The organism is Streptomyces sp. NPDC050619 (assembly GCF_040654815.1).
Taxonomy (GTDB): Bacteria; Actinomycetota; Actinomycetes; order Streptomycetales; family Streptomycetaceae; genus Streptomyces.
On the sequence record NZ_JBFAIR010000015.1, the window covers coordinates 1 to 24,708 of the forward strand.

Consider the following 24,708-nt stretch of genomic DNA (forward strand, 5'->3'; position numbering starts at 1 on the left):
GGTGACCTGCTGGCCACCGGCACCACCGGGGAGCAGGGGGAGTTCTCCTTCGCCGAGTTGGTGCCGGGGGCGGTGACCCTCGCGGTGAACGCCGCCGGATACCGGCCGCGCGCGCTGCCCGTCGAGGTCGGCGGCGCGGGGGTGACGCGGATCGAGGTCGACCTCGATGCCGGAGCCCAGCTTGAGGGCGTCGTCCGCGCTCCGCACGGTCCTCTCGCCGATGCTCGCGTGACGCTGGTCGACGCGGCGGGCAACGTGGTCGCCACCGCCACGACCGGGACGGACGGGGCGTACGCCTTCACCGACCTGGACGGCGGCGAGTACACCGTCATCGCCACGGGGTACCCGCCGCGGGCCACCGCACTGACCCTCAACGGCCACGGCGTCGACGGCCACGACATCGAACTCGCCCACCCCAGTGAGTAGTTGAGTCCGGCCCGTGATGGGCACGCTCTGAACGGAGGCGTGCCTGTCACGGGCCGGTCTCGTGATGACCAGCGTTATGACCAGTGTTTTGACCAGTGTTTTGACCAGTTCGCAAGGCTTTTGCAGGGAGAAAACGGGATGGGACTGACCGCGAGGATTCGTACGCGGGACGGATGGGCCGTGTCGCACGCGGTGGTCACGGTGACCGACATGACCGGCTCACAGGTGCTGCGCGCCGAGGCCGACCACGAGGGTGCCGTACGGGACGCGACCGAGCTCGCGCCGGGGGCGTACACCGTCATCGTCACGGCCGTCGGGTACGCGCCCGCCGCCGCCAGCGCCCTCGTCACCGCCAGTGGGCGGGCCGAGGTCGGCACGGTGACGCTGGCCCGGCAGGGCGGGACCGAGCTGCCGCCGCCCGGGCCGTGGACGATCGACCCGGCGCACTCCAGCGTGGCCGCCGTCGCCCAGCACCTGGGGATCTCCAGCGTGCACGGCCGGTTCACCCAGTTCACGGGGGCGATAGAGATCGCCCCCGACGACGTGACCAAGTCCCGCGTGGAGGCGGTCATCCGGGCCGCGTCCATCGACACCGGCAACGACATGCGCGACACGCATCTGAGGTCCGCGGACTTTCTCGACATCGAGCGGTTCCCGGAGATCACGTACCACTCGACCGGGCTGACGACGGCCGGTTCGGACCGCTGGACCGTGCACGGCGAACTGACCCTGCACGGCATCGCCCGGCCGGTCGACCTGGACCTGGCCTACCTCGGCACGGGCGCGGACCCGTGGGGCGGCACACGGGCGGCGTTCCGGGCGACGACCCAGCTGCGGCGCGAGGACTTCGCCATCGACTACAACCAGGTCGTCCAGGCGGGCATCGCCGCGATCGGTACGACGCTGAGAGTGGAGCTGGACGTCCAGGCGGTGCAGGGGGAGTCGCTGCCGCAGGGCTGACCGTTATTACATGAGGCCGACGATGCGGGGCGGGGCGAACAGGTGGCGGGCCCGGTGCTCCTCGGCCGCCATGACCGCGCCCGGCAGTAGGTCCGGTGCCTTCTTCTCCCACTTGGCCAGGGTGTCCCGGTGACCGGCGCAGGTCCCGCAGGCGAGGTCCCAGTCGGGCAGCGCCTCGCGGTGGGCGTCGGCCAGATGACGGCTCAGGCTGATCTGCGTCCCGACGATGCTGTCCGTGACGTCCCAGTCGACACCGGGGTCCTCCACAGTCAGCCCGGCGATGACGGCCTGCACATGCTTCATCGCCTCGTAGCGGCGGACGCACTCGACGCAGTCCCACATCCAGGCGGGCGGCAGCGGCCACTGGTCCTCGGGGCTGAGGTCTTCCGCGCTCATGCCGGTCACGGTAGGCGCTCGGGGCACGGCCTCGCAGCCGTCCGCACGAACTGAGCGCCCGCCTCGGGAGTCGTGGACCGGTGTGCGGTCGGTGGACCGGTGTGCGGTCGGTGTCCGGTCGGTGTCCCGCGCCGGACTCCGGGGCCGGGGGTCCTAGGCTGACCCCCATGGCACCGAACATCGCGACCAATACCGCCGTATCCCTGGACGAGTTGCTGGACTTCGTACGGCCCCGGCACCATGCGATCCTGCTGACCCGGCGGGCCGACGGCGGCCCTCAGGGATCGCCGCTGACCTGCGGGGTCGACGACTCCGGACGGATCGTCGTCTCCACCTATCCCGAGCGGGCCAAGACCCGCAACGCCAAGCGGGATCCCCGGGTCAGCCTGATCGTGCTGAGCGACGACTGGAACGGGCCGTGGGTGCAGATCGACGGCACCGCCGAGGTCATCGACCCGCCGGACTCCGTCGAGCCGCTGGTGGAGTACTACCGGAACATCGCCGGTGAGCACCCGGACTGGGACGAGTACCGGGCGGCCATGACGAAGCAGGGCAAGTCGATCATCCGGGTCACGCCTCAGCGGTGGGGGCCGGTGGCGACGGGAGGCTTTCCGGCGCGGCTGGTGGAGGGCTGAGCGTACGGCCTGCTCCTAGGCCAGGCCCCGTAAGGCAACGGCATTGGGCCTAGGGCCGCTCCCTCTCCACCATCGCCTCGATTCCCGCCACCAGCAGCTCCAGCGCGAACTCGAAGTCGCGCTCCATCATCTCCTCGACCGTGTCGCCGCCGCGGGCCTCCATGATCTCCGTGGACTCCTGGATGACCTCGGCGGCCTCCGGGGACTGCGTGACCGCGCTCATGGCGTGCCGGAAGTAGTCGTCCTGGCTCATGCCGGCCTCGGCGCAGCGCGCGATGAAGTGGCCCTCGATCGTGCCGTAGCCGTAGACGAACTGGAAGACGGCCGAGATGGCGCTGGTCAGACGGCGCACGGGCAGGCCGGTCCGGCGCATGACCTGCTGGACGGCACGGGAGAAGGCGAGGTAGTTCGGGCCGATGTTGAGGTAGGTGCCCGCGAGCGGCGACAGCCAGGGGTGGCGGATCAGCAGGGCACGGTATCCCCGGGCCAGGGCGCGCAGCTGGTCCCGCCAGTCCTCGTCGGCGGCGGCCGGGTCGGGCAGGCTCAGTTCGCCGAAGGCCGCGTCCAGGGCGAGCTCGAGGAGGTCGTCCTTGGTGTCGACGTACCAGTAGACGGACATCGCCGTGACGTTCAGCTCGGCGGCGAGCCGGCGCATGGAGAACTTGGCCAGCCCCTCGGCGTCCAGCAGCCGGACGGTGACCTCGGTGATCCGGTCCCGGTCGAGCCCCGACGGCTGCCCGCCCCCACGCCCGCTCCGCCGCGCCTTGCCCTCCAGCCACACACTGGTCCGCCCCGCCCGCTGGGCCGCTTTCACCATGGCGCACCTTCCTCAACTTTCAAACGCCGACCAGCTTAGGCGCCCCTTTTAGGGGCGCGGGGAACTGCGCGATCAACCACACACGACGTGCAGTCGCGCATCCACCACGCCCCCCGAGCTCTTAGGCGAAGTCTGCCCGCTCAGCCCGACGCAACAACGCCGCAGCAACCAACCCCCCAAGCAACACAGCCACAGCCCCCACCAACTGACTCGTCTCCAACCCAGAGGCAAACGCGTCAGTGATACGCCCTCGCTCCTCCGCCGACGACGCCGAAGCCAACGCAGCCGGCAACGAAGAAACCCCCACCGGAATCAACGCCGCGAACCGCGAGTTCAGCACAGCCCCGAGCACCGCGACCCCCAGCCCCTGCCCGAACTCCGTCACCGTGCCGTTGATCCCCGCGCCGACCCCGGCCTTCTCCGGCGGGATCGCGCTCATGATGGCGTGCGCCATCGCCGGGCTGGCGACCGCGGTCCCCGCACCGATGAGCAGCAGCCCCAGCAGCGTGCCGCCGTAACCGCCGGAGGAAACCGTGGCGATCGAGGCGAGGCCCGCTGCCATCACCGTCATGCCCAGGCCGATGGAGACGGGAGTCCCGAGCCTGGTCGACCACTTCGCCGCCAGACCGGTGAAGTTCAGCGCCACGATCATCAGGGCGAGCGGTGCCGTACGCAGCCCCGCCTCCAGGGGGCCGTAACCGAGCACGAACTGCATGTGCTGGGTGAGCAGGAAGAGCGACCCGCCCATCCCGAAGGCGATCAGTACCGCGCCGCCGACCGCTCCCGTGAATCGCCGGTTGCTGAAGAAGTGCATGTCGAGCATGGGGTAGGGGATCCGGCTCTCCCAGTAACCGAAGGCGGCCAGTACCACGACCGCGACGGCCGCCGGAGCCATCACCCGGCCGGAGGTCCAGCCGTGCTCCGGCCCGGAGATGATCGCGAACACCAGGGAGGCCATCCCTATCGTGGACAGCACGGCACCGAGCAGATCGGGCCGGTCGCCCTGGGGGTTCTTGGACTCGGGGACGAGTGCCACGACCGCCACCAGGCCCAGCGCCGCGACCGGCAGGTTGATCAGGAAGATCGCTCCCCACCAGAAGTGGTCCAGCATGAAGCCGCCGATGAGCGGTCCGGTCGCGAAGCCCAGCGAGTTCACCGCGGCCCAGATGCCGATCGCCTTCGCCTGCTCCTCGGGCGCGAAGATCTGCATCGCCACGGCGAGCGTGGTGGTCATCAGCAGCGCGCCGCCGATGCCCATGCCGGCCCGTGCGGCGATCAACTGGGCGGTGGAGTCCGCGAGGCCGGCCACCAACGAGCCCACACCGAACAGGACCAGCCCCGCCGCCAGCATCTTCTTACGGCCGTAGCGGTCGGCGGCGCTGCCCGCGGTGAGCAGCAGGCCGGACTGCACCAGCGAGTACGCGTTGATCATCCACTGGATGTCGGACGTGGCCGCGTCCAGCTCCCGGGTGAGCGAGGGGATCGCGACGTTCAGGACGGTGTTGTCGAGCAGCACGGTGAGCTGTGCGAGGCAGATGACACCGAGGATCAGCCAGCGTTGGGGATGGCCGCCTGTCTGAGTCTGCGCAGAGGCTTGTTCCTGGGGAGACGTCGTCATGCTGTACACCGTAGAACAGTTCCCATACGGCGTACAACAGAGATACGGAGATACGAGGAAGGGCGGTGGCCGTGGCCACCGCCCTTCTGTTTTCCCGTCAGCCCGTTACGCCTTCTGCGTCAGGTCGTAGAAGGTGGCCGAACCGACCGTCACCTTCTTGAAGTTGGCCTCGATCCAGGAGGTGATCTGCGAGGACGTGCCGCTGTCGCTGCCGCCCATGCCGCCGCCGCTGGTGCCGGAGGAGATGAAGTAGTGGATCTTTCCGTCCGCCACGTACTTCTTGAACTGGGCCAGCGTCGGGGACGGGTCGGTGCCGTTGAAGCCGCCGATCGCCATCACCGGGTCGCCGGTGGCGAGTTGGTAGCTCGCGGCGTTCTGGGAGCCGATCGCGGCGGCGGCCCAGGTGTACTGGTCGGCGTCCGTCTCCAGCAGCTTCTTGGCCTCGGAGGTGACGGTGGCGCCGTTGAGCAGACCGCCCATGCCCGCGCCGCCGCCCATCCGGCCGCCCTCGCCGGTCTGACCGCCGCCGGGAACGCCGTTGCCCTGCTGGTTCTGGCCGGGCATACCGGGGAGGGTGCCGGTGCCGCCGCCCGGGAAGCCGTTGCCCTGCGTGTTCCCGTTGCCGTTCTGCTGGTTCTGGCCGCCGCCCGGCATTCCACCGCCGAAGCCGCCACCGCCACCGGCACCGCCGGGACCGCCGCCCCGCCCGCCGCCGAAGCCCATCATGCTCGCCCGCGCCGGACCCGCCGTCGGAATGGACCCGGTGTGCGCGGAGTTCACCGTGCTCAGCGTGAACGCCGTCGGACCGGCCAGCGAGGCCACGATGCCCAGGCCCACCGCGGCGAGCGCGAGCTGCCGGCCGAGCCGGGCCACGAAGATCAGGCCGAGCGCGGCGACCAGGCCGCCGATCAGGACCAGCCACTTCAGCCAGGGCAGGTAGTCCGGGGTGCGGTTGAGCAGGACGTAGCCCCAGCCGGCCCTCGCCACGACCGCGGCCGCGAGGGTGAGCGACGCCCAGATCGCGGCCCGCTTCTCCCACAGGGTCGCCGCGCCCATGCCGATCACGGCGGCCATGTAGGGGGCGAGGGCGATCGTGTAGTACTGGTGGAAGATGCCCGCCATGTAGCTGAAGACGATCAGAGTGATCAGCAGCGAGCCGCCCCACACCAGGAACGAACCGCGGGTCGCCGACGTCCGCTTGAGCTTGCCGGTGGCCACCAGGCCCGCGACGAGCAGGATCAGCGCCGCCGGCAGCAGCCACGAGACCTGGCTGCCGATCTCGGAGTTGAACATCCGGTCCCAGCCGGTCTCGCCCCACTGCCCGGTGCCGCCACCCGCGCCGCCGCCACCGCCGCCGACGCTGCCGGTCTCGTCGCCGCTGAGGCGCCCGAAGCCGTTGTAGCCGAAGGTCAGTTCAAGGAAGCTGTTGTTCTGCGAACCGCCGATGTAGGGGCGGGAGGAGGCGGGCCACAGCTCGACGATCGCGACCCACCAGCCGCCGGAGACGACCAGCGCGGCCGTCGCCAGGGCCAGTTGCCCGAACCGCTTCTTCAGCTTCACCGGCGCGCACACCGCGTACACGATCGCCAGCGGCGGCAGGATCAGGAAGGCCTGGAGGGTCTTGGCGAGGAACGCGAAACCGATCGCGACACCGGCCCACACCAGCCACTTCGTACGGCCGTCCTCCACCGCCCGGGCGACGAAGTAGCAGGCGAGCGCCATCAGCAGCGCCAGCATCGCGTCCGGGTTGTTGAACCGGAACATCAGCGCCGCGACGGGGGTGAGCGCGAGCACGGCGCCCGCGATCAGACCGGCCGCGGGGCTGAACCGGCGGCGCACCGACGCGTAGACGACGGCGACCGTGCCGACCCCCATGAGGACCTCGGGGGCGAGGATCGCCCACGAGTTGAGGCCGAAGATCCTCACCGACAGCTCCATCGGCCACAGCGAGGCCGGCGGCTTGTCGACGGTGATGGCGTTGCCCGCGTCCAGCGAGCCGAAGAAGAAGGCCTTCCAACTGTCGCTGCCGGCCTGGACGGCCGCGGAGTAGAAGGAGTTGGCCCAGCCGGAGGCGCTCAGGTTGTACAGGTAGAGCACGGCCGTCGCGAGGAGCAGACCGAGGAACGCGGGGCGCGCCCAGCGGGGGTCCTCGGGCCGGCCCCGCCACAGTCTCCGTACGAAGGGCTGCTGGGGCTCGCCGGATTCGGGCGCCGTCGGCGGAACCACCGGCTCCTGTACGGCCGTATCCGTACTGGCCTTGTCCGTACCGGCTGTCGGTGGGCCCCACGCCGAGGGACCCTGCTGGGTCGGCTGGTCGGTGTGCGTGGTCATCGGGAGTCCCTGGAGTAGGTGGGCGAGGACGGGACGGGCGTGCGCGAGGTGACCATGGCCGGCTCACGCTGGTCCGGGAACACCCACGCGCGGAAGAGCAGGAAGCGCAGCACCGTCGCCGCGAGGTTGGCGGCGATGAGGACCGCCAGTTCGGTGGAGTGCGCGGGGTCGGAGGTCGCCGCGCCCAGGGCCGCGAGGGAGCCGCTGGTCAGCACGAGGCCGATGCCGAAGACGACCAGACCCTGCGCCTGGTGTCGGACGGCGCCGCTCCGCCCGCTCACCCCGAAGGTCAGTCGTCGGTTGGCCGCCGTGTTCGCGACCGCCGAGACGAGCAGCGCGAGCGCGTTGGCCAGCTGTGAGCCGCCGAACTGGCGGAAGACGCTGTACAGCAGCAGGTAGAAGAGCGTGGACAGACCGCCGACCACACAGAAGCCGACGAGCTGGCGGGCCAGCCCCTTCGGTACGTCCTGGATCTCGCGGTCGCGCGGATCGTCGCCGAACGGCCGGGTGATCCGGTCCAGCGGCAGCGAGCCGCTGGCCAGGGCCTTGCCCACGCGCCACACCCCCTTGAGGTCCTCGGTCGCGGTCTTCACGATGTGGACGGTGGATTCCGGGTCGTCGACCCAGTCCACCGGCACCTCATGGATCCGCAGCCCGGCCCGCTCGGCGATCACCAGCATCTCGGTGTCGAAGAACCAGCCGGTGTCCTCCACGAGCGGGAGCAGCACCTGCGCCACGTCCCGGCGAATCGCCTTGAAGCCGCACTGCGCGTCCGAGAAGCGGGCCTGGAGCGAGCCGCGCAGGATGAGGTTGTAGGCGCGGCTGATGAACTCCCGCTTCGGCCCGCGCACCACCCGCGAGCTGCGGGCGAGCCGGGAGCCGATCGCCAGGTCGGAGTGGCCCGAGATCAGCGGCGCCACCAGCGGCAGCAGGGCGTTGAGGTCGGTGGACAGGTCCACGTCCATGTAGGCGAGGACCGGGGCATCCGAGGAGGACCAGACGGTCCGCAAGGCCCGGCCGCGGCCCTTCTGTTCAAGGCGGTAGGCCCGGACCTCGGGAAGCTCCGCCGCCAGCCGCGCGGACACCTGGGGGGTGGTGTCCGTCGACGCGTTGTCCGCGATCGTGATCCGAAACGCGTACGGGAACGTGCGCTGGAGATGGTCGTGCAGTCTCAGCACACACGGCTGGAGGTCCTTCTCCTCGTTGTAGACGGGGATCACTACGTCCAGGACAGGCGTACCGGCGTCTGTGGCCGGGAGGTGCTCCCGCGCCGGCAGCGGGCCGGGAGAAGTGTCGGTTCGCATGGAAGCGACTCAACTCAAGCCCGCTGTCGCACCCATATGGCGGCGCTGTGCTGTGCCTGTGAGTGCGATTGCCAGTTGGTTTCGGGCGCCGGATGGGGCGTCGAAGGGCCCAGTGCGGGCAGGTGAACGGTGAAGACGGTGCGACCCGGAACGCTGTCCACAGTCACCGCTCCGTCGTGCGCGGTCGCGACCGCCTGCACGATCGCGAGGCCCAGACCGGTGGACCCGGAGGCACGCGAGCGCGAGGAGTCGCCGCGCGCGAACCGTTCGAAAACCCGCGGGAGCAGCTCGGGCGGGATGCCCTGGCCGTCGTCCTCGACGTCCACGCACAGCCACGTCCCGCTCCGCCGCACGCGCGCGGTGACGGTCGTACCGGGCGGTGTGTGCTTGCTGGCGTTGGCCAGCAGGTTGACGAGCACCTGCTGCAAGCGGGCCGCGTCCGCGGACACGAGGGCCGGTTCGTCGGGCAGGTCGAGCCGCCAGGTGTGGTCCGGTCCGGCCGCGCGCGCGTCGCTGATGGTGTCCACGACGAGCGGTACGAGGTCGGTCTGCTCGAACTGGAGCGGCCGCCCGGCGTCCAGGCGCGCGAGCAGCAGCAGGTCCTCGACGAGGAAGGTCATCCGCCCGGCCTCGGACTCGATACGGCCCAGGGCGTGCCGGGTGTCGGGCCCGATCTGCTCCCTGCCGCGCCGGGTCAGCTCGGCGTACCCGCGGATCGAGGCGAGCGGCGTTCTCAGCTCGTGGCTGGCGTCAGCGACGAACTGCCGTACCCGCATCTCGCTCTGCTGACGTGCGTGCAGCGCGCCGTGGACGTGGTTCAGCATCCGGTTGAGCGCGGCGCCGACCTGGCCGACCTCGGTGTGCGGGTCGGTCTCGGACTCGGGGACGCGCTCGCTGAGGTTGACCTCGCCGGTGTGCAGCGGGAGTTCGGAGACCCGGGTGGCGGTGGCGGCGACCTTGCGGAGGGGGCGGGTGGCGACGCCGACCAGCACATAACCGGCGATGCCGGCGGCGACCAGGCCCGCGGCGGTGACGCTCAGCTCGACGAGGATCAGCGTGTTGACGGTGCTGTCCGTGTCGGCGGTGGGGATGGCGACGTAGTAGGCGCCGTTGGGGCCGTCCGCGTACATGACGCGGTAGTCACCGAGCCCGGGGATCTCCACGGTGTGCGCGGCGGCGTCCTTGGGGTTCGTGGCGACCTTGGGGACGGAGTCGAGCGCCTTGAGCTGGGCCGCGGTCAGCCGCACCGCGTTCATCTCGTAGTTGTCGTTGGACTTCTCGCCGACCCTGCCCTCGGTGACGGCGCCGTTCTTGACCTCTGCCGCGACGGTGCCGATCGGTTGCGGGCCCTTCTCGACGAAATCGTCGAGGCTGCCCATGAGCTTCGGCTGGACGCGGCCGGCATTCGCATCGGCATCGGCATCGGCATCGCCGGGCGGCTTGAACTGGCCCGACGCCCGCGCCGCGACCTCGCGCACCTGCCCGTCGAGCTGCTCGTACAGATGCGAGCGCAGCGCCAGTGTCGTCACGGTGCCGATCACCGCGCAGACCACCGCGATCAGCACGAGCGAGGCGACGACGAGCCGGCTCCGCAGGGTGCGCGGCTTACCCGCTCGCTTCTTCTGCGTACGCGGCCGTCGTCGCCCGCTCATGAGGCGGCGGGCTTGATCAGGTAGCCGGCGCCGCGCCGGGTGTGGATCATCGGCTCACGACCGGCGTCGATCTTGCGGCGCAGGTAGGAGATGTAGAGCTCGACCACATTGGCCTGGCCACCGAAGTCGTACGACCACACACGGTCGAGGATCTGCGCCTTGCTGAGCACGCGGCGCGGGTTGCGCATGAGGAAGCGCAGCAGCTCGAACTCGGTGGCGGTGAGGTGGATGTTGTCCCCGGCCCGCGACACCTCGTGGCTGTCCTCGTCCAGCGTGAGGTCACCGACGACCAGCACGGACTCCGAGCGCCGGTCGGCGGCACCGGCGCGCCGGATGAGCCCGCGCAGCCGGGCGACCACCTCTTCGAGACTGAACGGCTTGGTGACGTAGTCGTCACCACCGGCCGTCAGGCCCGCGATACGGTCCTCGACGGCGTCCTTCGCGGTCAGGAAGAGGACGGGCACGTCCGGCAGGTCACGGCGCAGCCGGCCGAGGACGGCCAGCCCGTCCATGTCGGGCAGCATCATGTCCAGCACGACGGCGTCGGGCCGGAACTCACGGGCGGTCTGGACCGCCCCAGTCCCGTCACCCGCGCTTCGAATCTGCCATCCCTCGTAGCGAAGGGCCATGGACAGCAGTTCGGTGATCGACAACTCGTCGTCCACCACAAGCACTCGGACGGGGCTCCCGTCCGGCCTGAGCAGTTCGGTGCGCCCCTGGGGCGAGGTCGTGGTCATGATGAACACCTTGTCGGCGCCCCCTGAGAACACCCTTTCGGCAGTCTGTGATTTTCCTGAGAAACGCACAGGGGACTCTCAGGGAACGCCTGGGTGACCCATGACTAGGGCCTGTCGTTTGGATCAGGTCGCAGGAAATCGACAGCGCTGTTCAGTGCCGGTGAGCGGGGTCTGGTGCGTGCAGCTGCAAGGCGGAGGAGGGCGTCGACGCGGAGCGTCGGCAACCGACGACAACGCGGCAGATGCGCGTGCCAGACCCCGCGTCTGCGGCGTGATCCAAACGACAGGCCCTAGGGACCGGTGGCCTTACGGCCCGTCCACCGCCGCGGCGGGCGCGAAGTGGACCGGGATGTACTGGTCGTACAGCCGCTCGTTGGTGGCCGTGAAGTCGGCACGGGTGACGACCGCGCACTCCACGGTCTTGTCGCAGACGACCCCGTCCGCGATCTCGGGCCGCACGTTCTCCAGCGTCGTGCTGAACCGGCCGCCGTCCTCGTACGGGAGCGTGATCCCGGGCGTGCCCGTGCCGGTGTCGGTGATCCAGCGCGAGGATCCGTCCTTGGTCTCCCGGCCGGGGAGACAGGGACCGGGCAGGGAGGTGTACGTCGTCGGGTCACCGACGACCACGCCCTTGGGTATCGCACAGAACGCGAGGAAGACGCCCTGCGCCCGGTTGTACCCGGCGGCCTTGACCTTGACCGTGCCGCCGGAGGCGGGCAGGACGGTCGGGCCGGCGGCCAGCCGCAGGTCGAAGGTCGCGCCGTCGGCGGTGGTGACGGTGCGGTGCGCGTATCCGCCGAAGGGTGTCGCACTCGCGGTCCCGGCCAGGGGGAGTATCGCGGCGAGCCCGGCGGCAGCAGCAGCGGCGAGGGTGGGGAGTTTCGTCTTGCGGGTGGGGGGTTTCATGACGCGGAGGTCGTCCTCTTCCTTATGCGTTCCTTGTGAACGCCCTTGATCACCCATGCCTAGGACACGACTGACCAGTAGGCAACAGTGGCCGCATTCCTTCACATCCATCCCGCTACATCCCTACACCCCTCCTGATGAACATCGGAAAAGCCCGGCCGAACGTCAGAAAAGCCCGGCCTGCACACTCGGCGGCACCTTGAACTGCCGTACCGGCACGGTGACTTCCCCACCCCCGGCCGGAACCAGCTCCCATCCCGTCATCAACCGCGTGTCGAGGACGACCACCCCGGCATCCGTCTCCAGGTGCAGGTCCGGCCCGGCGGCCGCCACCAGCCGACCGCTCACCGCGCCACCGGCGACGAGCTCACCCACTGCCCCGACAGCGGCCGACAGCCCACCGAGACCGAACACCCGGGCGTGATCGACCGGTTGGCACAGCGCCGGGACGAGCGACTCCGGCCACCCGCCGAGCGCCACGGCCCGCGCGTGCAACTCCGCGATCTCAGCCGCCCGTTCGGCCTCCGTCTCCGGCAACGCGGCCCGCACCGCGCGCTTGTCGAGGTACGGAATCCGATCGGGCACCCCGAGCGCGGCGCGCAGCAACTCCTCGGTGCGCCGCGCGGCCATGAGCGGACCGGTGCCCAGCCAGCTGAAGCAGACGGCCCCCTGCTCAAGCAGCCGCGCGGAGCCCCGCTCTTCGGCGGTGATCCCGACCTTGACCATGCCGGGCCCGAACCACGCCAGATATACGCGGTACGGCCGCGGATCGTCCGCGAAGGTGTCGGCGGCGACGGAGTGCGCCCGGTCCAGCCGCGCGCACTCCTCGCAGCGCGCTCCCGTACTCCGCCCCGGCACGGCCGCCCGCACCGGACACGCATGCCCCCGCGCTCCCACACATGTCCGCCCGCCCCCTTCCGCGACCCCGAAGGCCACCCGCTTCCCCCAGGTCAGCGCACTGCGCCGCCCGCTGTCCCACACCAGCACGGGACCGTCCGCCGACCACCGCAGTCCCGAGCACTTCCATGCCTGTGCCATCGCTCTCGAGAGTAGAGGGCGGCACTGACAATGGCGGTTTCGGTGCTGGTCAGCTCCCGGCGTCGGCGGTGGCGGAGGCAGTAGCGGTGGCATCGGTGGTGGCTGTGGTGGTGGCCGTGGGTGTCGACTCACCGCCCGCGGGGACGGCGACCTCGCCCACCGCCGCCGTACGCCGGCCCCCCCGCCCCGCCAGCCGGCACCCGACACACCCGGGATGCCCGGCCCGCGCCCCCGGATCCTTCACCCGCATCCCCCACTGCTCCCTGGGCCGCCGCCCCGGTGGCTTGCCCCAGCCGGTGAGGTGGAGCGCCCAGGTGACGAGGACGCTCACGACCGCGATCCCGAGCCCGGCGGCCAGGATCGGCACCGACACCATGCACACCCCCAGTCCCAGCACCGCGGTTCCGACGGTCGCGATGCCGAAACCGGTCCAGCCTGCGACCGTGTGCCCCTCGTCATACTGGTGTGCGCTCATGTGCCCGCCCCTCTCCCGTACGGATATCTCCCGGGTATCTCACGGCGTAAGTAATTTACTACAATATCTCTCACGAGCTAAGGGAAACAGAGGAAACGCAATGCAAGCCAAGCCGCGCCCCGCCGCCACCGCGGAACAGGCGCTGTCGGCGATGGACTTCTTCATCGCCACCGCCCACCTCGGCCAGCAGGAGATGGCCCAGCGGCTGGGCCTGAACGTCACCGACCTCCTGTGCTTCGCCTGCGTCCTGAAGGCGGGCGAGAACCTGCTCACGGCCGGCGACCTCGCGGAGCACGCCCACGTCACGACGGGCGCGGTGACCGGCATCCTCAACCGCCTCGAAGGCAGGGGCTTCGTCACCCGCGTCCCCGACCCCACGGACCGCCGCCGCGTCCGCGTGGCCGCCCAGCCGGACGCGGTCGCCCGCGTGTACGCCCTCTACGGCCCCTACTACGCCCGCCTGGACGAGATCTTCGCCGACTACTCCGCCGACGAAATCGCCGTACTCACCGACTGGTTCGCCCGCACGACCACCCTCGCCCTCGACTACATCGAGGAACTCCGCACCCGGGACGCCGAAGGCAACTGACGCGCCCTCGGGGGATACCTGCCTGGGCACGGTATAGCCAGCCCTACCTCCAGTTCGGTAGGGCACTCCATCGTTCCCGCGACCGTACGACGGCATCGTTGATCCCAGCCGATCCCAGCCGATCTCGACTGATCCGAACACATCCGAGCGAATCCGAGCGGATCCGAGCGGACGCTCGGCTGAAGCCCGCTGTGAAGCCCGGCTGAAGCCGGGTTGAAGCCCGGGAGGGGTCAACTGATCCCCCTGGTTCAGGGATTGAAGCCGTCGCCCGGAAGGAAACGCCATGGAGTCGCTGGTCGCCTCGAAGCCGCAGTCGACGGCGCCGGGTCCCCTCTCCTCCTTCGTCCGCTTCGTGGTCTGCGGCGGCGGCATCGGTGTCCTGTCCAGCCTCGCCGTACCGCTGGTGGCCATGACGATGCCCTGGGCGGTCGCGAACGCGGTGATCACCGTCGTGTCGACCCTCCTCTGCACCGAACTGCACGCCCTCTTCACCTTCGGCACGGGCCGCCGCCCCGCCTGGCGCCAGCACCTTCAGTCCGCGGGCTCGGCCACCGCCGCGTACGTGGTGACCAGCGCGGCGGTGTTCATCCTGCACGCGGTGCAGTCGTCGCCCGGGATGCTCACCGAGCAGATCGTCTACCTCGGCGCGTCGGGCCTGGCCGGGGCCGGCCGCTTCCTGGTCCTGCGTCTGGTCGTCTTCTCGGTCGGCGGCCAGAAGCAGGTTGTGGCGACGGCGCCGACGACGACGAAGCAGCGGACGTCGAGCGAGTGGAACGTTCCGTTCGTGCGGGCTGAGGCGTTCGCCGGATGAGGGGTGAGGTGCGGGCTAACGTGCCCATGTCATTGACTGGCCCTCGCACCCGCGATGACGGTCCGAGAGGAGAAGCCGGAGAGATGAGATGACCTCAGTCGCCGAATTGACCTACTACCCCATCAAGGGATGCGCCGGCACCTCCCCGAGCGAAGCGATGCTGACACCCGCCGGCCTCGCACACGACCGCAGCTTCATGGTCGTCAGCAGGGAGGGTGTGTACCGGACACAGCGCAAGGATCCACGCCTCGCACTGATCCGGCCGCACATGAGCCCCGACGGCGATCAACTCACGCTCACCGCACCGGACTCGGGCATGGGCACGGGCACGGGCACGATGACCATCGACGTCGACACGACCGGCGCCAGACGGGAAGTGGACCTGTTCGGGACGCCGTACAAGGGGATCGACCAGGGCGACACGGCGGCCGCATGGCTGTCGGACACGCTCGGCACACCCAGCAGACTCGTCCGCGTGCCACCGGAACACGACCGAGTGACCGACGGCAGCACCCCGGGCACCTCCGCCTACGCCGACAGCAGTGCCCTGCTCGTCCTCTCCCTGAGCAGCCTGGACCTACTGAACCGAAAGCTGACCGAACGCGGCGCGAACCCCCTGCCGATGAACCGCTTCCGCCCGAACATCGTGGTCACCGGCTGGCCCGACCCCCACACCGAGGACCAAGCCCACCGCATCACCATCGGCGCCACGGAACTGGGTTACGCCAAGCCGGCCATCCGCTGCGTGGTCACCACGGTCGACCAGTCTTCCGGCACGAAAACGGGCCCAGAACCCCTCCGCACCCTCGCCACCTACCGCCGTTCCCCCGAGGGCGGAGTCACCTTCGGCACCAAGTTCGCCGTCCTGCGCCCGGGCAAGGTGACCGTCGGCGACGACGTGACCGTCTGGCCCGGGGCGTAGCCTTCAAGCAGCTTGAAGGTCAAAGTCGCCGCCGGTTCCGCCCAGAGGTCGGCTCAGCCAGGTACCGCTCCAGCGCCTCGACCCCGTCAGGCACGAACGGAAGACGGCTGTCGCCGTACCCGGGCGGCCAGCACGATCGGAGTGGGCTCACCGACCTCCGCGAACCTCTCGAACGTCAGGCCCGCATCGAGGAACGCGTGCATCAGTTCAGGCAGCGGATGGTGGGTGGCGCCGACCTTGTCGCGTACGCCCCCTGGCCCGTCCAGGACGCCTTCGTCCAGTGACCGTCGAGGTAGCCCGGGCGTATCACCACCGCGTCGGGATCGACGCGTTCGGCGAAGCCGCCGCAGAAGCAGGGGTGAACACCGACGTGCACGAACACCCCGCCGGGGCGCAATACCCGGGCCACCTCTCGCAGTACGACGGGGTAATCGGGCATGTCGGTGTGGACCATCATGGCGATGACGGCCGGCACGGAGCCGTCCTGAACCGGCAGCCGCTCGGCATCGGCCAGAGCGACGGGTAGGCGGCCCCGGGCATGCCGCAGCATCCCGGCGGACAGGTCGACACCGACAGGTGCCGCCGCCCTCGCCGAGGAGATCGCGCAGGACGCCGCCGAGGTTGAGGGGATTGCCGTCCGCTCTCGGCGCCATGGGCTCCTCCTCGGTCAAGGCATCGACCCTCGTCGCTCGGAATCTGCCCAATGGGGGCTGCGAGGCCCACGGGTTCACGGTCGGCGTAGTTACGACTGTTTGTGACGGTCAGGATTCTTCGGCGGGCGTCTCGGACCGCTCTGCGACGAACGAGCCGAGGCCGGGTTCGGTGTAGGTGAGCCCCTCCCTACGCAGCCCCTGGAGCACCTTCTGTGCGGTGGCCGCCGCGATTCCGAACTCGGCTGTGATCTGAACGACGGATGGCACCCGAGTCCGTGGGGGATACGTCCCGTCCTCGATACGACGGCGGATGACTTCGGCGACCTGGCGCCAGCGGGGGATGTCGGGAACGAACTGCACTGCACCACCATGCGCATGCAGAGGACACCAGTGCGAGCGGTGGCACCCCTAGTATGCCTAGGTCACTAGGGCTAGAGTGAGGCACGAAAGACCCCCGCGACGGGAGCAACCGTCCGGGGGCACGGCCACCAGCCACTAGGAGCTGATGACATGACCGACCTTATCCACCGCCTCGCCACCTGGGTGACCGTGCTGCTGAAACCGCACGGCCGGCACCGCCACCCCGCACGACCACCGCACTACACCCCGCCCCCGATCACCCCCGTACGCCCCCTCCCCACCGCCCGCAGCCCCTACGGCCTCGACACCCCCCTCGACGCGACCGCATCCCGCTCTGTACGCCCGTACCTCACCGCCCACGAACACTGGATCCACGGGCTGGAGGCCGCCTGATGAACCCGCAACCGCATCCGCAACAGCACCCACCTCACGAGCCCCGCCTCCTCCCCTGGTCCGGCCCGGACGGCAAATCCAGCTACCTGATCACCGACGCCAACGACGGCCCGGTATCCCGCCTGGCGGACACCACGGAGTCGATCCAACTCAACATGGGCACCCAACTCCTCGCCCACGCCCACGCCTTGCTCCCCGACACCCCACCCGGCGACCTCCGCTTCCTCGCCGAGCGCCTGACCGAGGCACTCCGGGACGCCCTCCGTATCGCGGAGAGCCGCGGCCGACGCCTGAGCCGGCTGAACTGACGGTCGGGGGAGGCGCCGACCACCTGGGTGGAGCAGCCTCAGCCCGAGAAGGGAACGGCATCAGCGGGGGACGTGTGCCAGTTGGTGACGATCGGCTTGTCGACGACGTACGCGTCGACGTCCACGGACACCGGGTGCGGGTCGTCGCCGGAGACGGAGAGGATGAGGCTGTCGAACTGTTTGCCGTCATTCGTGTTCGTGGTCTTCGTCTGCACACCGGTGTAGGCGGTGACCCCAGCCCTCAGCTTGATCTGCTGACCCACGGACTGCTCCGCGGGCCCGGCCTCCGTGCCATCCGATCCGAAGGCCACGACCGGCAGCGAGGCGGGCAGGAAGCAGGTGATGCCGGGCTTGGCCTTGGCCTTGATCAGGAAGTAGCCGCCCGCCTGGGTCTCGGAGCTCGCGCTCCAGGAGATGTCGTTGGAACCGCAGCTCTGCCCGACGCCGCCCCCGTCTCCGGCCGTGCCGCCGCTGTCGCCCGTACCGGTCGTGCTTCCCGGGTTCGAGCCGTCGGAAGAATCCGAAGCGCCGGAATCACCGTTCGCGCCGTTCTCGTCCCCACCCCCGCCGCCGCTGGGCCCGGTCGTGCTTTCCTGGCCGGAGGCCGCCGGGGAGTCCGAGGTGGCAGTCGCGTCAGCCGGCGCTGACGACGTGTCACTGCCCCCGCACGCGGTCATCAGCAGGCCCGCGCTGAGCGCGGCGGTGACGGCGAGGGCGGTACGCAGGCGACGGTTCATTACGGTTCTCCCATCCAAGGTGACAGATGCGGGGCACCAAGTGATCGGTACCGCGCGTTTACGATCACCAAGATGGCCACTCCTGACTGCCCGGTTCGTGCAGTCTCACGTCCATGACCCTGCTGTCACGCCCCTGTGACACCACTCGCCCCAGGTACCGCTGCGTCATCGCAACGTGATGTCCTCGCCGACGGACTGTTCGCGGGCGGCGGTGAGGACCAGGGCCGCGGCGACGGCGTCCTGTACTGCCACGCCGACTGATTTGTAGAGGGTGATCTGATCCGGCGAGGTGCGTCCAGGTCTGCTGCCCGCGACGATTTCGCCCAACTCGGCGTGGATGTGCTCAGCCGTGATGACGCCGCGCCGGATCGGCGACAGCAGATCGTTGCTCGCCGGGGAGGCCTCCAGCGCGGCCTGCCGCGACTCCACGCACACCAGCGCCTCGGCGATCGTGGCGTCATCGATCTCACGGCCGGCGGGGTTGAACCCGACCGAGGTGACATGCACCCCTGGTGTCAACCAGGGGCGGCGGACGACGGGTTCGAGCGCGTGGGTGGTCGCGGCGGCGAGGTCCGCGCCGTCCAGCGCCTCGGCGTAGGTGGACACCGCCCGGACCTCGGCCTCCAGCTCGGACGACAGTTCGCCGGCCAGGGCGGCCGCCTTCGCCGGATCCCGTCCGGCCACCCGAATCCGCCGGATCGGGCGGACCCTGCACATCGCGCGGGCATGCGAGCGGGCCTGCACACCGGTGCCCAGGACCGCCAGCACCGTCGCATCCTCGCGGGCGAGCAGCCGGGCGGACAACGCCGAACAAGCCGCGGTCCGCATCGCCGTGATGGCCGTACCGTCCAGCAACGCCGTCGGCTCGCCGGTATCCGGATCGAACACGACGATCAGCGCCTGGTGGGTCGGCAGCCGTGTCCCGGCGTTGTCCGGGAAGAGCGAGACCAGCTTGCTCATCAGCGTCCCCGCCGACGGCACATAGCCCGGCATGGCCGCCAGGAAGCCCTCCCGTTCGGGTACCAGCGCGGCTACGCGGTTCGGCGCGGAGGCAAGGCCGGCGCTGAGGTCCGCCATCGCCGGGGCCAAGGCGTCGATCAGCCGGTCAATGTCGAGGAGAGCCTCGACCTGTGAGCGTCCAAGAACAAGCATCCGCCTCAACCTCCCACGGGCAGCCCACCCATGAAAGACCGCTTGGGCTAAAACGTCACCCACGACCCTCGTCGCCCCGGACATGACGCGCCGCCCTCCCGAGAGTTCGGAAAGCTCCGCGGGCAGCCGCCGACGACACAACTCGAACCCCAACGCGAGAGGCCCCGGATCTCTCCGGGGCCAGCCCGATCAGCCCGATCAAACAGTGCCTTCAGCATGCGGGCGCTGAGGTCAGCTCTGCTACTTCAGGGCAGCAAGGCCCCTCTGCAGATCGTCGAGGTTCATGACCGGCTCAAATGTGACCTCTGCGCCCATCTCCTGGAAGAACGGATCGGCGATGGAGGGCAACTGCGAGCTGTCTTCCATGTCGAATACGAGAATCATGGAGCGCCCGCCCTCAGGGGTGAAGTAGGCGGCCTCCGGCTTCAGCTGTTCGATGGCTGACTTCAGCGAGTCGGGCATCGCTCCGCCCTTCGTCACCTGATTCGACATCTGGGTGTCCATGCGGGCCTTCATCATCATCCGCATCGCACACTCTCCTCGCGCACCGCGACCTGCGCGGTTCCGTCCGCGCTCGCTTGGATCCGGTGCATCCCGCTCAGCTTCATCTCGCCGATCACTGTCCGCAACCTTTCATACGCTCTACGTGACGCCAAAGGGGATGACAAAAGGCCCCGAAACTCTCCGGGGCCTCTCACCTTCTGCAAATGGAGCTGCGCTCAGCTCGACACTGCCCCGCCCGCGAAGCCGACTGCAAGGTCTCCCAGTACGTCACAAAGGGCGCTGCCGCTCACGTCCCCGACGGCCGCGGCTGCTCCGGCGGAACTGAGCTCTCGGCAACCGCCATCCACTGGTCCAGGTCGGTCTGGGTGAACTCTGCCCACGGTGGGATTCCGGGGAGCTGGCGGAGGAGGTCGTAGGCCTCGGGGATCTGGGCTCCGCGGAGGACCGGGCAGTGGCAGCCGGCGATGACCTCGGCGTTCAGATGTTGGAAGGCGGTGACGACCGTCCCGAACTTTTGGGCGTCCAGCAGGGCGACCCAGGGGGAGACCAGTCTTCCGCCGAAGAACTGGCCGTCGCGGAATTCGTCTGGCGACAGCGCCGCCATTTCGGGCGTAGGGGTCGGCACGTTCGTGGCGAAGGTGTCCACGGCCCACAGGACGTTGGCCTTCGCGTCGAAGAGGGCGCGGGTTGTGGGGTTGTCGTACAGGGGCGGTCGCTTGGCGACCAGGGTGCGATCGCCGACGTCGATCGTGTCGCCGTCGGTCATGAAACGGCACCGGTTGATGGGAGTCTCCCACTCCTCGGCCATGCGGCCGAGGGAGAACCATGTCGTCAGCAGGGTCGCGTTCGGGCATTCCGCGAGGACCGCCAGGAGGTTGCCGGCGTGGTCGCGGTCGTCGTGGGTGAGGAAGATCCACCGTACGTCCAGGGGATCCACGACGGACCAGGCCGCCTCCAGCCACTGGGAGCGCACTGCGGGCGCCCCGGTGTCCACGAGGATCGGTTCGGTTCCCCGGATCACCATCGAGTTCATCGGGAAGTGGCCGACCGGCGGGGCCTCGAGGGCCCACGGGATGACGAACGTCTCCTCGGCGATCTTGTACGGCTGTAGAAGGTTGAAACTCTGCATGGTTGTCATCGCTGCTCTCCCTAGGACGGAGTCGCCGCAGCGTCCATGAATCCAGTGCAGCCCCGTGCCGGGCTGTCGTCAAACGCAGAACTCGTGAGGGTCGGCTTCGGTGAGCGACGACGGGTACGCGGTCGGCCAACTGTCCGACGCCATGGGCGGTACCGGTTGACGCGGTTGCTGTACTTCGCTGCTGTACGCCCCTGAAACGCAAGAGGCCCCGGATCTCTCCGGGGCCTTTCACCTGTGTGCACTCGGCAGGATTCGAACCTGCAACCTTCTGATCCGTAGGATCGGGCAGGGTGTCCTACTCAGGGACGACAGCCACTGACCACGATCGTCTAGGTTGGCGATCGCGTGCGAGCGTGTGCCGTCGTTGCCGTCACAACTGCCGTCAGGTTGAAGCTGCGCGCCATAGCTGAATATGCGCCCCGCCCCGGTCCCAGCAGAGCCACTCCCTACCAAACGACCTCAGGGCTAACTCTCAAGATCTTCAATGTGTTCGCGTGTATGAAGTGTGTCTGGATGGTCTTCCCCCAGGTGGCGAGCTTGATCGACGTACAGTCGCTTAAACTCTTCCAAACCCCTCTCTCGATCGCCACTAAAAAGCAAATGGTAAGCAAGATAGTCCCGAGCTTTCAGCGTCCTTGGATCACCGGATCCATGGATCCTCTCTCTATCAGAGGTAAGCCGCTGGTAGGCGATCAGAGCACCCTGAAGATCACCAGCGCTACGCAATGCCGAAGCCAGGAGCATTACCATCCTGACGGTCATAGGGTGATCAGGCCCCAGGATGCCCTCACAGTCTTTGAGGAGTTGGCTGTACTCACGAACAGCCTCGCCCTTCTTGCCTGATCGGCCCTTCCAATGCGCCACCATTCCCCTGGAATCCAGCGTCTCCGGGTGCTCAGGACCTCGCTCCGATAGATGCTTATCGTAGACATCTTGGCTAATCTTCAGCGCACGATTAAAATCGCCAGCGACTCCTACGTAATCGGCGAGATGGCATTGGAGTTCTAGAACTCTTGGGTGGGTTTCTCCCAAATGCACTTTCTCATCCTGCAACAGTGACCGCATGGTTTGAATTGCTTCCTTATAGCGTTCACATTCAGCGTACCACTGCGCGAGGTGATGACGAACTGAGAAGGTTTGCTCGTGATGTTCTCCATGCCGTCGAGAAACCTGCCGCAGCATAGCTTCCAGGATTTCGATGGCACCAGTCACATCCCCGGAAGCGCCAATCTCTTCTGCTAGATGAATTTGAGTATGCCAGGTAGCCGCGTGATCCCGTCCGTTGACCCGCAGTTCGTCTTCCAGCAACTCCTGGCAGGTGGCAATTGCTCCAGCGATGTCGCCGGCATGACTTCGCGCACTTACGAGGCGGCGGCGCGTATCAAAAGTCAGTTCGTGATCAGGACCGTGAACCCGAATCCTCTCCCTCAAGAGCTCCTCAAAAGCGCGCACTGAGCCTTTTGCATCACCAGCGCGCCCCAGGCAATCAGCCAAGGAACTCCGAATATGTTGCACCCATCCATGATCGCTACCATCACGCTCTAGCTCGTCCCGAAGGAGATCCCGATATTCCTTCAACGCCTCGGCGATACGACCCGATTCTTCGAGAGCATCACCCAGGGACAGTCTCAGAAATGTGAGATCGGAGCGGGCCGAATCAGTCTCTTCGGCAGCACGACGCACCATTCTGAAATGTTCCACCGCAGCTGACGCCAAGCCAGCCGTCATAAGACTTTCTCCGTGCCTGTCGAGCAGCTCGTGAGAATAATCGGACAGCAACTGAGGCAAGGAATTATCTCGTATGAATTCCGCGTTCCACCTCAAGGCTCGTACATAGTCCGACTGAATCGGACTATTCGGCCATGCCTCGAGTAGGCCATCTGCGGCCGCCTGAACAATACGCTCGTAGGCTTCTTCGCTCAGCCCCTCAACGACTGCCCGTTGTACAAGCGCGTGCATCCGTACTTCCGCGCCTGGCGCTGCTCCGGCATCGTCGTCGATCAGGCTTAGTCGGTGGAGGTTACGCAAAGCGGACTTCACATGAGCCTCAGATAGCGCCCGTTGCACCTTCTCGTCCGTGAAACTCCCTACATATTCCGCGACAGCGTCCGTCGCAAAGATTCCCCTTGGGATGCCGTTGGGATTGAGGACCGCCGCGATCTCAAGTACTGGGCGAGCCGATCCACGCGGCGTAAGTGAATTCGCTTGATCCATGGACAGTGACCAAGTGGCCGTCACGATATCGTGGTGATCGTCAGGCAGGCTCTCCACGTCCGGTAGCAACTCTGTCAGCGAACTACGTCTATCCGCCAGCAACTCTCTATACCGGGAGCACTCCATACCGGAATCGACCAGGTATGCAGCTGACTGAGCCAGCGCTAGGGGCAAATGATCGAGATCTTCTGCAAGGTTTCCCAGTTCTTGGGAATCTACGTGAAGCCCGAAATTCGAAAGTTTTTCCGTGAGGTACTTAACGGAATCATACGCAGCGAAAATTTCTACGGATATGCGACGCCATCGAGCACCAGCGAGTGCGGCATCTCTGCGGCGAGTCGTTACCAAGACCCCGCCACTTCCAACTAATGGCGGACAAAGTCCCCTCAATGCAGACGGTGTGGACAGGTCGTCCAGCACCACCAACCACTTCAGGTCAGTGGTGTGGGTCCAGGATAGAAAGTTGGCCGCAGCGCTTTCCGTGTCACTGACATCAGCCCCCGTAAGCGCGTTGATCGCCTTAGCGTAGGAGGACTGTATTGACTCCCTGCTGCTCGCTGAGGTCCAGACCACCACATCGACTGATCGATCACTTAAGCGCTTTCGAACATAGCGTGCGGCAATTTGCGTTTTTCCTACTCCGCCAGCTCCCACCAGTAAACTTACTTCTGGTTCCGCGTCTACCGATTCAAAAGCCTGGGCTAGCTGTCGGCTTGCGCTCCGTTCCTGAAAACAGTCAGCCTCTCTGGGCGGACTGCCAATCAAGATCGGCGCATTCTCCACTTTTCGCGACTGTGGCGACACAACCAACTGGCCAATGTACCCGGCTGCGAGCCCACCATTACTCGCAAGCACGGAATTTTCTGCCGCAATGTGAGAGGCTTGTGAGTTACCGGAAACAGTCAGCCCCGACCCGTCTCCGGAAAGGGAGGGTTTGCAAGGCTCAAGCCGCCTTCCACGTTCAGTACGCCGCTGGCCACTGAGCCTCGCTCAGCTTGCACATGAAGGTCTCCCCCAACTGCCAGCCCTCGATCACCAGCAGACGTGTTACTTTCACCCAAAGCTCCCAGTGCAGCGATGTCTCGTAGTGCCTGTGCTGCGTTCTCCCGGTCCTCGGTAGGAAGGTCTTCGAGAAAGTCTTCGAATCGCGTGCGCCACACCCCTACGAGTCGGGCTCGCTGGACATCGTCAGGCCGGTGACTCTCTTGGATTTCAACGAGAGTCCGATCCAATCGGGCCAGTGCCGTCTGTTCAGCCGCGTCGTCGCGGCCCAGCAATGCCGCTACCCGGCTTCGAATAACCGTCCAGACGTCTGTTCCGGCCGCTTGCACTACGGCCGTTCCTCCCGCCGCAGCCACGGCTGTCAAGGCCTCGTTCAGCATCCCTACCCCCTAGTCGACGCCTGGGGCATCACGATAGAGCAGGGCAGAGCAATACGGACTCCAAGTTGAGAACAGATGACCAGGCGTACACCAGCGTCACTGCTTGGCCATCGCGCCAGTGGTCGACAGCGGCCGGAGGGGGCACGGACGGAGACACAGCGGGAGGGGTTCTGCCGTCCGCAGGTTGGAGATGCGGCTGTACCAGCAGTTCAGAGATACTCGCCGGCGGTTGCTGTACTGCAGTGAGGTA

General features: G+C 67.9%; 25 protein-coding genes. 8 read left to right on the forward strand and 17 right to left on the reverse strand.

Features of this window, described 5'->3' with window-relative positions:
- Together AB0I77_RS24200 and AB0I77_RS24205 are read left to right on the forward strand one after the other, a co-directional pair.
- On the forward strand, nucleotides 1-426 hold a 426-nt coding region (locus tag AB0I77_RS24200), incomplete at its 5' end, for a carboxypeptidase regulatory-like domain-containing protein (protein ID WP_363284748.1).
- A gap of 138 nt (nucleotides 427-564) precedes the next feature.
- Nucleotides 565-1,386, forward strand: coding sequence for a YceI family protein (locus AB0I77_RS24205; RefSeq protein WP_363284749.1), 822 nt, complete (start codon nucleotides 565-567; stop codon nucleotides 1,384-1,386).
- Nucleotides 1,387-1,392: 6 nt separating this feature from the next.
- Here AB0I77_RS24205 and AB0I77_RS24210 read toward each other — a convergent pair whose 3' ends face one another.
- Nucleotides 1,393-1,782, reverse strand: a complete 390-nt coding sequence (locus tag AB0I77_RS24210; protein WP_363284750.1) for a hypothetical protein — start codon at nucleotides 1,780-1,782, stop codon at nucleotides 1,393-1,395.
- Nucleotides 1,783-1,949: 167 nt separating this feature from the next.
- On the opposite strand from AB0I77_RS24210, the gene AB0I77_RS24215 reads away from it, so the two are divergent.
- Complete coding sequence (locus AB0I77_RS24215; RefSeq protein ID WP_363284751.1) at nucleotides 1,950-2,417, forward strand: PPOX class F420-dependent oxidoreductase; 468 nt, start codon at nucleotides 1,950-1,952, stop codon at nucleotides 2,415-2,417.
- Nucleotides 2,418-2,466: 49 nt separating this feature from the next.
- Here the strand turns inward: AB0I77_RS24215 and AB0I77_RS24220 are convergent, their stop codons facing one another.
- The 9 genes from AB0I77_RS24220 to AB0I77_RS24260 form a co-directional block, all read right to left on the reverse strand.
- Entirely contained in the window at nucleotides 2,467-3,234 is a 768-nt protein-coding gene (locus tag AB0I77_RS24220; protein WP_363284752.1) for a TetR/AcrR family transcriptional regulator, read from the reverse strand.
- A 121-nt stretch (nucleotides 3,235-3,355) separates the two neighbouring features.
- Nucleotides 3,356-4,852, reverse strand: coding sequence for an MFS transporter (locus AB0I77_RS24225; RefSeq protein WP_363284753.1), 1,497 nt, complete (start codon nucleotides 4,850-4,852; stop codon nucleotides 3,356-3,358).
- A 105-nt stretch (nucleotides 4,853-4,957) separates the two neighbouring features.
- A complete protein-coding gene (locus tag AB0I77_RS24230) occupies nucleotides 4,958-7,183 on the reverse strand; it encodes a glycosyltransferase family 39 protein (protein ID WP_363284754.1) in 2,226 nt (741 codons plus the stop codon).
- Nucleotides 7,180-8,487, reverse strand: a complete 1,308-nt coding sequence (locus tag AB0I77_RS24235; RefSeq protein ID WP_363284755.1) for a bifunctional glycosyltransferase family 2/GtrA family protein — start codon at nucleotides 8,485-8,487, stop codon at nucleotides 7,180-7,182. Before AB0I77_RS24235 ends, AB0I77_RS24230 begins: the two co-directional genes overlap by 4 nt.
- Nucleotides 8,488-8,501: 14 nt before the next feature.
- Nucleotides 8,502-10,139 (reverse strand): HAMP domain-containing sensor histidine kinase, encoded by a 1,638-nt coding sequence (locus tag AB0I77_RS24240; protein ID WP_363284756.1) that lies wholly within the window; start codon nucleotides 10,137-10,139, stop codon nucleotides 8,502-8,504.
- The gene (locus AB0I77_RS24245; RefSeq protein ID WP_363284757.1) at nucleotides 10,136-10,876 is read right to left on the reverse strand and encodes a response regulator transcription factor; all 741 of its coding nucleotides are present in this window, start codon (nucleotides 10,874-10,876) and stop codon (nucleotides 10,136-10,138) included. The genes AB0I77_RS24240 and AB0I77_RS24245 overlap by 4 nt, the downstream gene beginning before the upstream one ends.
- Before the next feature lie 306 nt (nucleotides 10,877-11,182).
- On the reverse strand, nucleotides 11,183-11,782 hold the full coding sequence (locus AB0I77_RS24250) for a hypothetical protein (RefSeq protein WP_363284758.1): 600 nt from the start codon (nucleotides 11,780-11,782) through the stop codon (nucleotides 11,183-11,185).
- A 165-nt stretch (nucleotides 11,783-11,947) separates the two neighbouring features.
- Nucleotides 11,948-12,820: a DUF2797 domain-containing protein gene (locus tag AB0I77_RS24255; protein WP_363284759.1), complete on the reverse strand. Its 873-nt coding sequence runs from the start codon at nucleotides 12,818-12,820 to the stop codon at nucleotides 11,948-11,950.
- Nucleotides 12,821-12,869: 49 nt separating this feature from the next.
- The gene (locus tag AB0I77_RS24260; RefSeq protein WP_363284760.1) at nucleotides 12,870-13,295 is read right to left on the reverse strand and encodes an HGxxPAAW family protein; all 426 of its coding nucleotides are present in this window, start codon (nucleotides 13,293-13,295) and stop codon (nucleotides 12,870-12,872) included.
- Between the two features lie 100 nt (nucleotides 13,296-13,395).
- Here AB0I77_RS24260 and AB0I77_RS24265 point away from each other — a divergent pair, with 100 nt between their 5' ends.
- The 3 genes from AB0I77_RS24265 (at nucleotide 13,396) to AB0I77_RS24275 (ending at nucleotide 15,617) form a co-directional block, all read left to right on the forward strand.
- A complete protein-coding gene (locus AB0I77_RS24265) occupies nucleotides 13,396-13,884 on the forward strand; it encodes a MarR family transcriptional regulator (RefSeq protein WP_363284761.1) in 489 nt (162 codons plus the stop codon).
- A 283-nt stretch (nucleotides 13,885-14,167) separates the two neighbouring features.
- Nucleotides 14,168-14,695, forward strand: coding sequence for a GtrA family protein (locus tag AB0I77_RS24270; protein ID WP_363284762.1), 528 nt, complete (start codon nucleotides 14,168-14,170; stop codon nucleotides 14,693-14,695).
- A gap of 88 nt (nucleotides 14,696-14,783) precedes the next feature.
- Nucleotides 14,784-15,617 (forward strand): MOSC N-terminal beta barrel domain-containing protein, encoded by an 834-nt coding sequence (locus AB0I77_RS24275; RefSeq protein ID WP_363284763.1) that lies wholly within the window; start codon nucleotides 14,784-14,786, stop codon nucleotides 15,615-15,617.
- Between the two features lie 202 nt (nucleotides 15,618-15,819).
- Here the strand turns inward: AB0I77_RS24275 and AB0I77_RS24280 are convergent, their stop codons facing one another.
- Complete coding sequence (locus tag AB0I77_RS24280) at nucleotides 15,820-16,248, reverse strand: class I SAM-dependent methyltransferase (protein WP_363284950.1); 429 nt, start codon at nucleotides 16,246-16,248, stop codon at nucleotides 15,820-15,822.
- A 130-nt stretch (nucleotides 16,249-16,378) separates the two neighbouring features.
- Entirely contained in the window at nucleotides 16,379-16,630 is a 252-nt protein-coding gene (locus AB0I77_RS24285) for a winged helix-turn-helix domain-containing protein (protein ID WP_363284764.1), read from the reverse strand.
- 150 nt (nucleotides 16,631-16,780) lie between these two features.
- Between AB0I77_RS24285 and AB0I77_RS24290 the strand changes: the two genes are divergently transcribed.
- Both AB0I77_RS24290 and AB0I77_RS24295 read left to right on the forward strand, forming a co-directional pair.
- Nucleotides 16,781-17,023 carry a hypothetical protein gene (locus AB0I77_RS24290; RefSeq protein WP_363284765.1) on the forward strand — a complete coding sequence of 81 codons (243 nt, stop codon included), beginning with the start codon at nucleotides 16,781-16,783 and terminating at the stop codon, nucleotides 17,021-17,023.
- Entirely contained in the window at nucleotides 17,023-17,331 is a 309-nt protein-coding gene (locus AB0I77_RS24295; RefSeq protein ID WP_363284766.1) for a hypothetical protein, read from the forward strand. The genes AB0I77_RS24290 and AB0I77_RS24295 overlap by 1 nt, the downstream gene beginning before the upstream one ends.
- Nucleotides 17,332-17,369: 38 nt before the next feature.
- Here AB0I77_RS24295 and AB0I77_RS24300 read toward each other — a convergent pair whose 3' ends face one another.
- The 5 genes from AB0I77_RS24300 to AB0I77_RS24320 all read right to left on the reverse strand — a co-directional run bounded on the left by AB0I77_RS24300 (nucleotide 17,370) and on the right by AB0I77_RS24320 (nucleotide 23,859).
- Nucleotides 17,370-18,068 (reverse strand): DUF4232 domain-containing protein, encoded by a 699-nt coding sequence (locus tag AB0I77_RS24300; protein WP_363284767.1) that lies wholly within the window; start codon nucleotides 18,066-18,068, stop codon nucleotides 17,370-17,372.
- 165 nt (nucleotides 18,069-18,233) lie between these two features.
- Nucleotides 18,234-19,220 carry an ornithine cyclodeaminase family protein gene (locus tag AB0I77_RS24305; RefSeq protein ID WP_363284768.1) on the reverse strand — a complete coding sequence of 329 codons (987 nt, stop codon included), beginning with the start codon at nucleotides 19,218-19,220 and terminating at the stop codon, nucleotides 18,234-18,236.
- 240 nt (nucleotides 19,221-19,460) lie between these two features.
- Nucleotides 19,461-19,748 (reverse strand): DUF3303 family protein, encoded by a 288-nt coding sequence (locus AB0I77_RS24310; protein WP_363284769.1) that lies wholly within the window; start codon nucleotides 19,746-19,748, stop codon nucleotides 19,461-19,463.
- 262 nt (nucleotides 19,749-20,010) lie between these two features.
- Complete coding sequence (locus AB0I77_RS24315; protein ID WP_363284770.1) at nucleotides 20,011-20,862, reverse strand: MBL fold metallo-hydrolase; 852 nt, start codon at nucleotides 20,860-20,862, stop codon at nucleotides 20,011-20,013.
- Nucleotides 20,863-21,327: 465 nt separating this feature from the next.
- A complete protein-coding gene (locus tag AB0I77_RS24320; protein WP_363284771.1) occupies nucleotides 21,328-23,859 on the reverse strand; it encodes an NB-ARC domain-containing protein in 2,532 nt (843 codons plus the stop codon).
- Nucleotides 23,860-24,708 lie beyond the last annotated feature (849 nt).

Coding starts and splice junctions, on each gene's coding strand:
- AB0I77_RS24305 (WP_363284768.1), bottom strand. CDS start 19,220: ATGCTTGTTCTTGGACGCTCACAGGTCGAGGCTCTCCTCGACATTGAC.
- AB0I77_RS24275 (WP_363284763.1), top strand. CDS start 14,784: ATGACCTCAGTCGCCGAATTGACCTACTACCCCATCAAGGGATGCGCC.
- AB0I77_RS24235 (WP_363284755.1), bottom strand. CDS start 8,487: ATGCGAACCGACACTTCTCCCGGCCCGCTGCCGGCGCGGGAGCACCTC.
- AB0I77_RS24260 (WP_363284760.1), bottom strand. CDS start 13,295: ATGAGCGCACACCAGTATGACGAGGGGCACACGGTCGCAGGCTGGACC.
- AB0I77_RS24255 (WP_363284759.1), bottom strand. CDS start 12,820: ATGGCACAGGCATGGAAGTGCTCGGGACTGCGGTGGTCGGCGGACGGT.
- AB0I77_RS24290 (WP_363284765.1), top strand. CDS start 16,781: ATGACCGACCTTATCCACCGCCTCGCCACCTGGGTGACCGTGCTGCTG.
- AB0I77_RS24250 (WP_363284758.1), bottom strand. CDS start 11,782: ATGAAACCCCCCACCCGCAAGACGAAACTCCCCACCCTCGCCGCTGCT.
- AB0I77_RS24265 (WP_363284761.1), top strand. CDS start 13,396: ATGCAAGCCAAGCCGCGCCCCGCCGCCACCGCGGAACAGGCGCTGTCG.
- AB0I77_RS24245 (WP_363284757.1), bottom strand. CDS start 10,876: ATGACCACGACCTCGCCCCAGGGGCGCACCGAACTGCTCAGGCCGGAC.
- AB0I77_RS24300 (WP_363284767.1), bottom strand. CDS start 18,068: ATGAACCGTCGCCTGCGTACCGCCCTCGCCGTCACCGCCGCGCTCAGC.
- AB0I77_RS24220 (WP_363284752.1), bottom strand. CDS start 3,234: ATGGTGAAAGCGGCCCAGCGGGCGGGGCGGACCAGTGTGTGGCTGGAG.
- AB0I77_RS24270 (WP_363284762.1), top strand. CDS start 14,168: ATGGAGTCGCTGGTCGCCTCGAAGCCGCAGTCGACGGCGCCGGGTCCC.
- AB0I77_RS24295 (WP_363284766.1), top strand. CDS start 17,023: ATGAACCCGCAACCGCATCCGCAACAGCACCCACCTCACGAGCCCCGC.
- AB0I77_RS24225 (WP_363284753.1), bottom strand. CDS start 4,852: ATGACGACGTCTCCCCAGGAACAAGCCTCTGCGCAGACTCAGACAGGC.
- AB0I77_RS24230 (WP_363284754.1), bottom strand. CDS start 7,183: ATGACCACGCACACCGACCAGCCGACCCAGCAGGGTCCCTCGGCGTGG.
- AB0I77_RS24210 (WP_363284750.1), bottom strand. CDS start 1,782: ATGAGCGCGGAAGACCTCAGCCCCGAGGACCAGTGGCCGCTGCCGCCC.
- AB0I77_RS24240 (WP_363284756.1), bottom strand. CDS start 10,139: ATGAGCGGGCGACGACGGCCGCGTACGCAGAAGAAGCGAGCGGGTAAG.
- AB0I77_RS24205 (WP_363284749.1), top strand. CDS start 565: ATGGGACTGACCGCGAGGATTCGTACGCGGGACGGATGGGCCGTGTCG.
- AB0I77_RS24215 (WP_363284751.1), top strand. CDS start 1,950: ATGGCACCGAACATCGCGACCAATACCGCCGTATCCCTGGACGAGTTG.
- AB0I77_RS24310 (WP_363284769.1), bottom strand. CDS start 19,748: ATGCGGATGATGATGAAGGCCCGCATGGACACCCAGATGTCGAATCAG.
- AB0I77_RS24315 (WP_363284770.1), bottom strand. CDS start 20,862: ATGACAACCATGCAGAGTTTCAACCTTCTACAGCCGTACAAGATCGCC.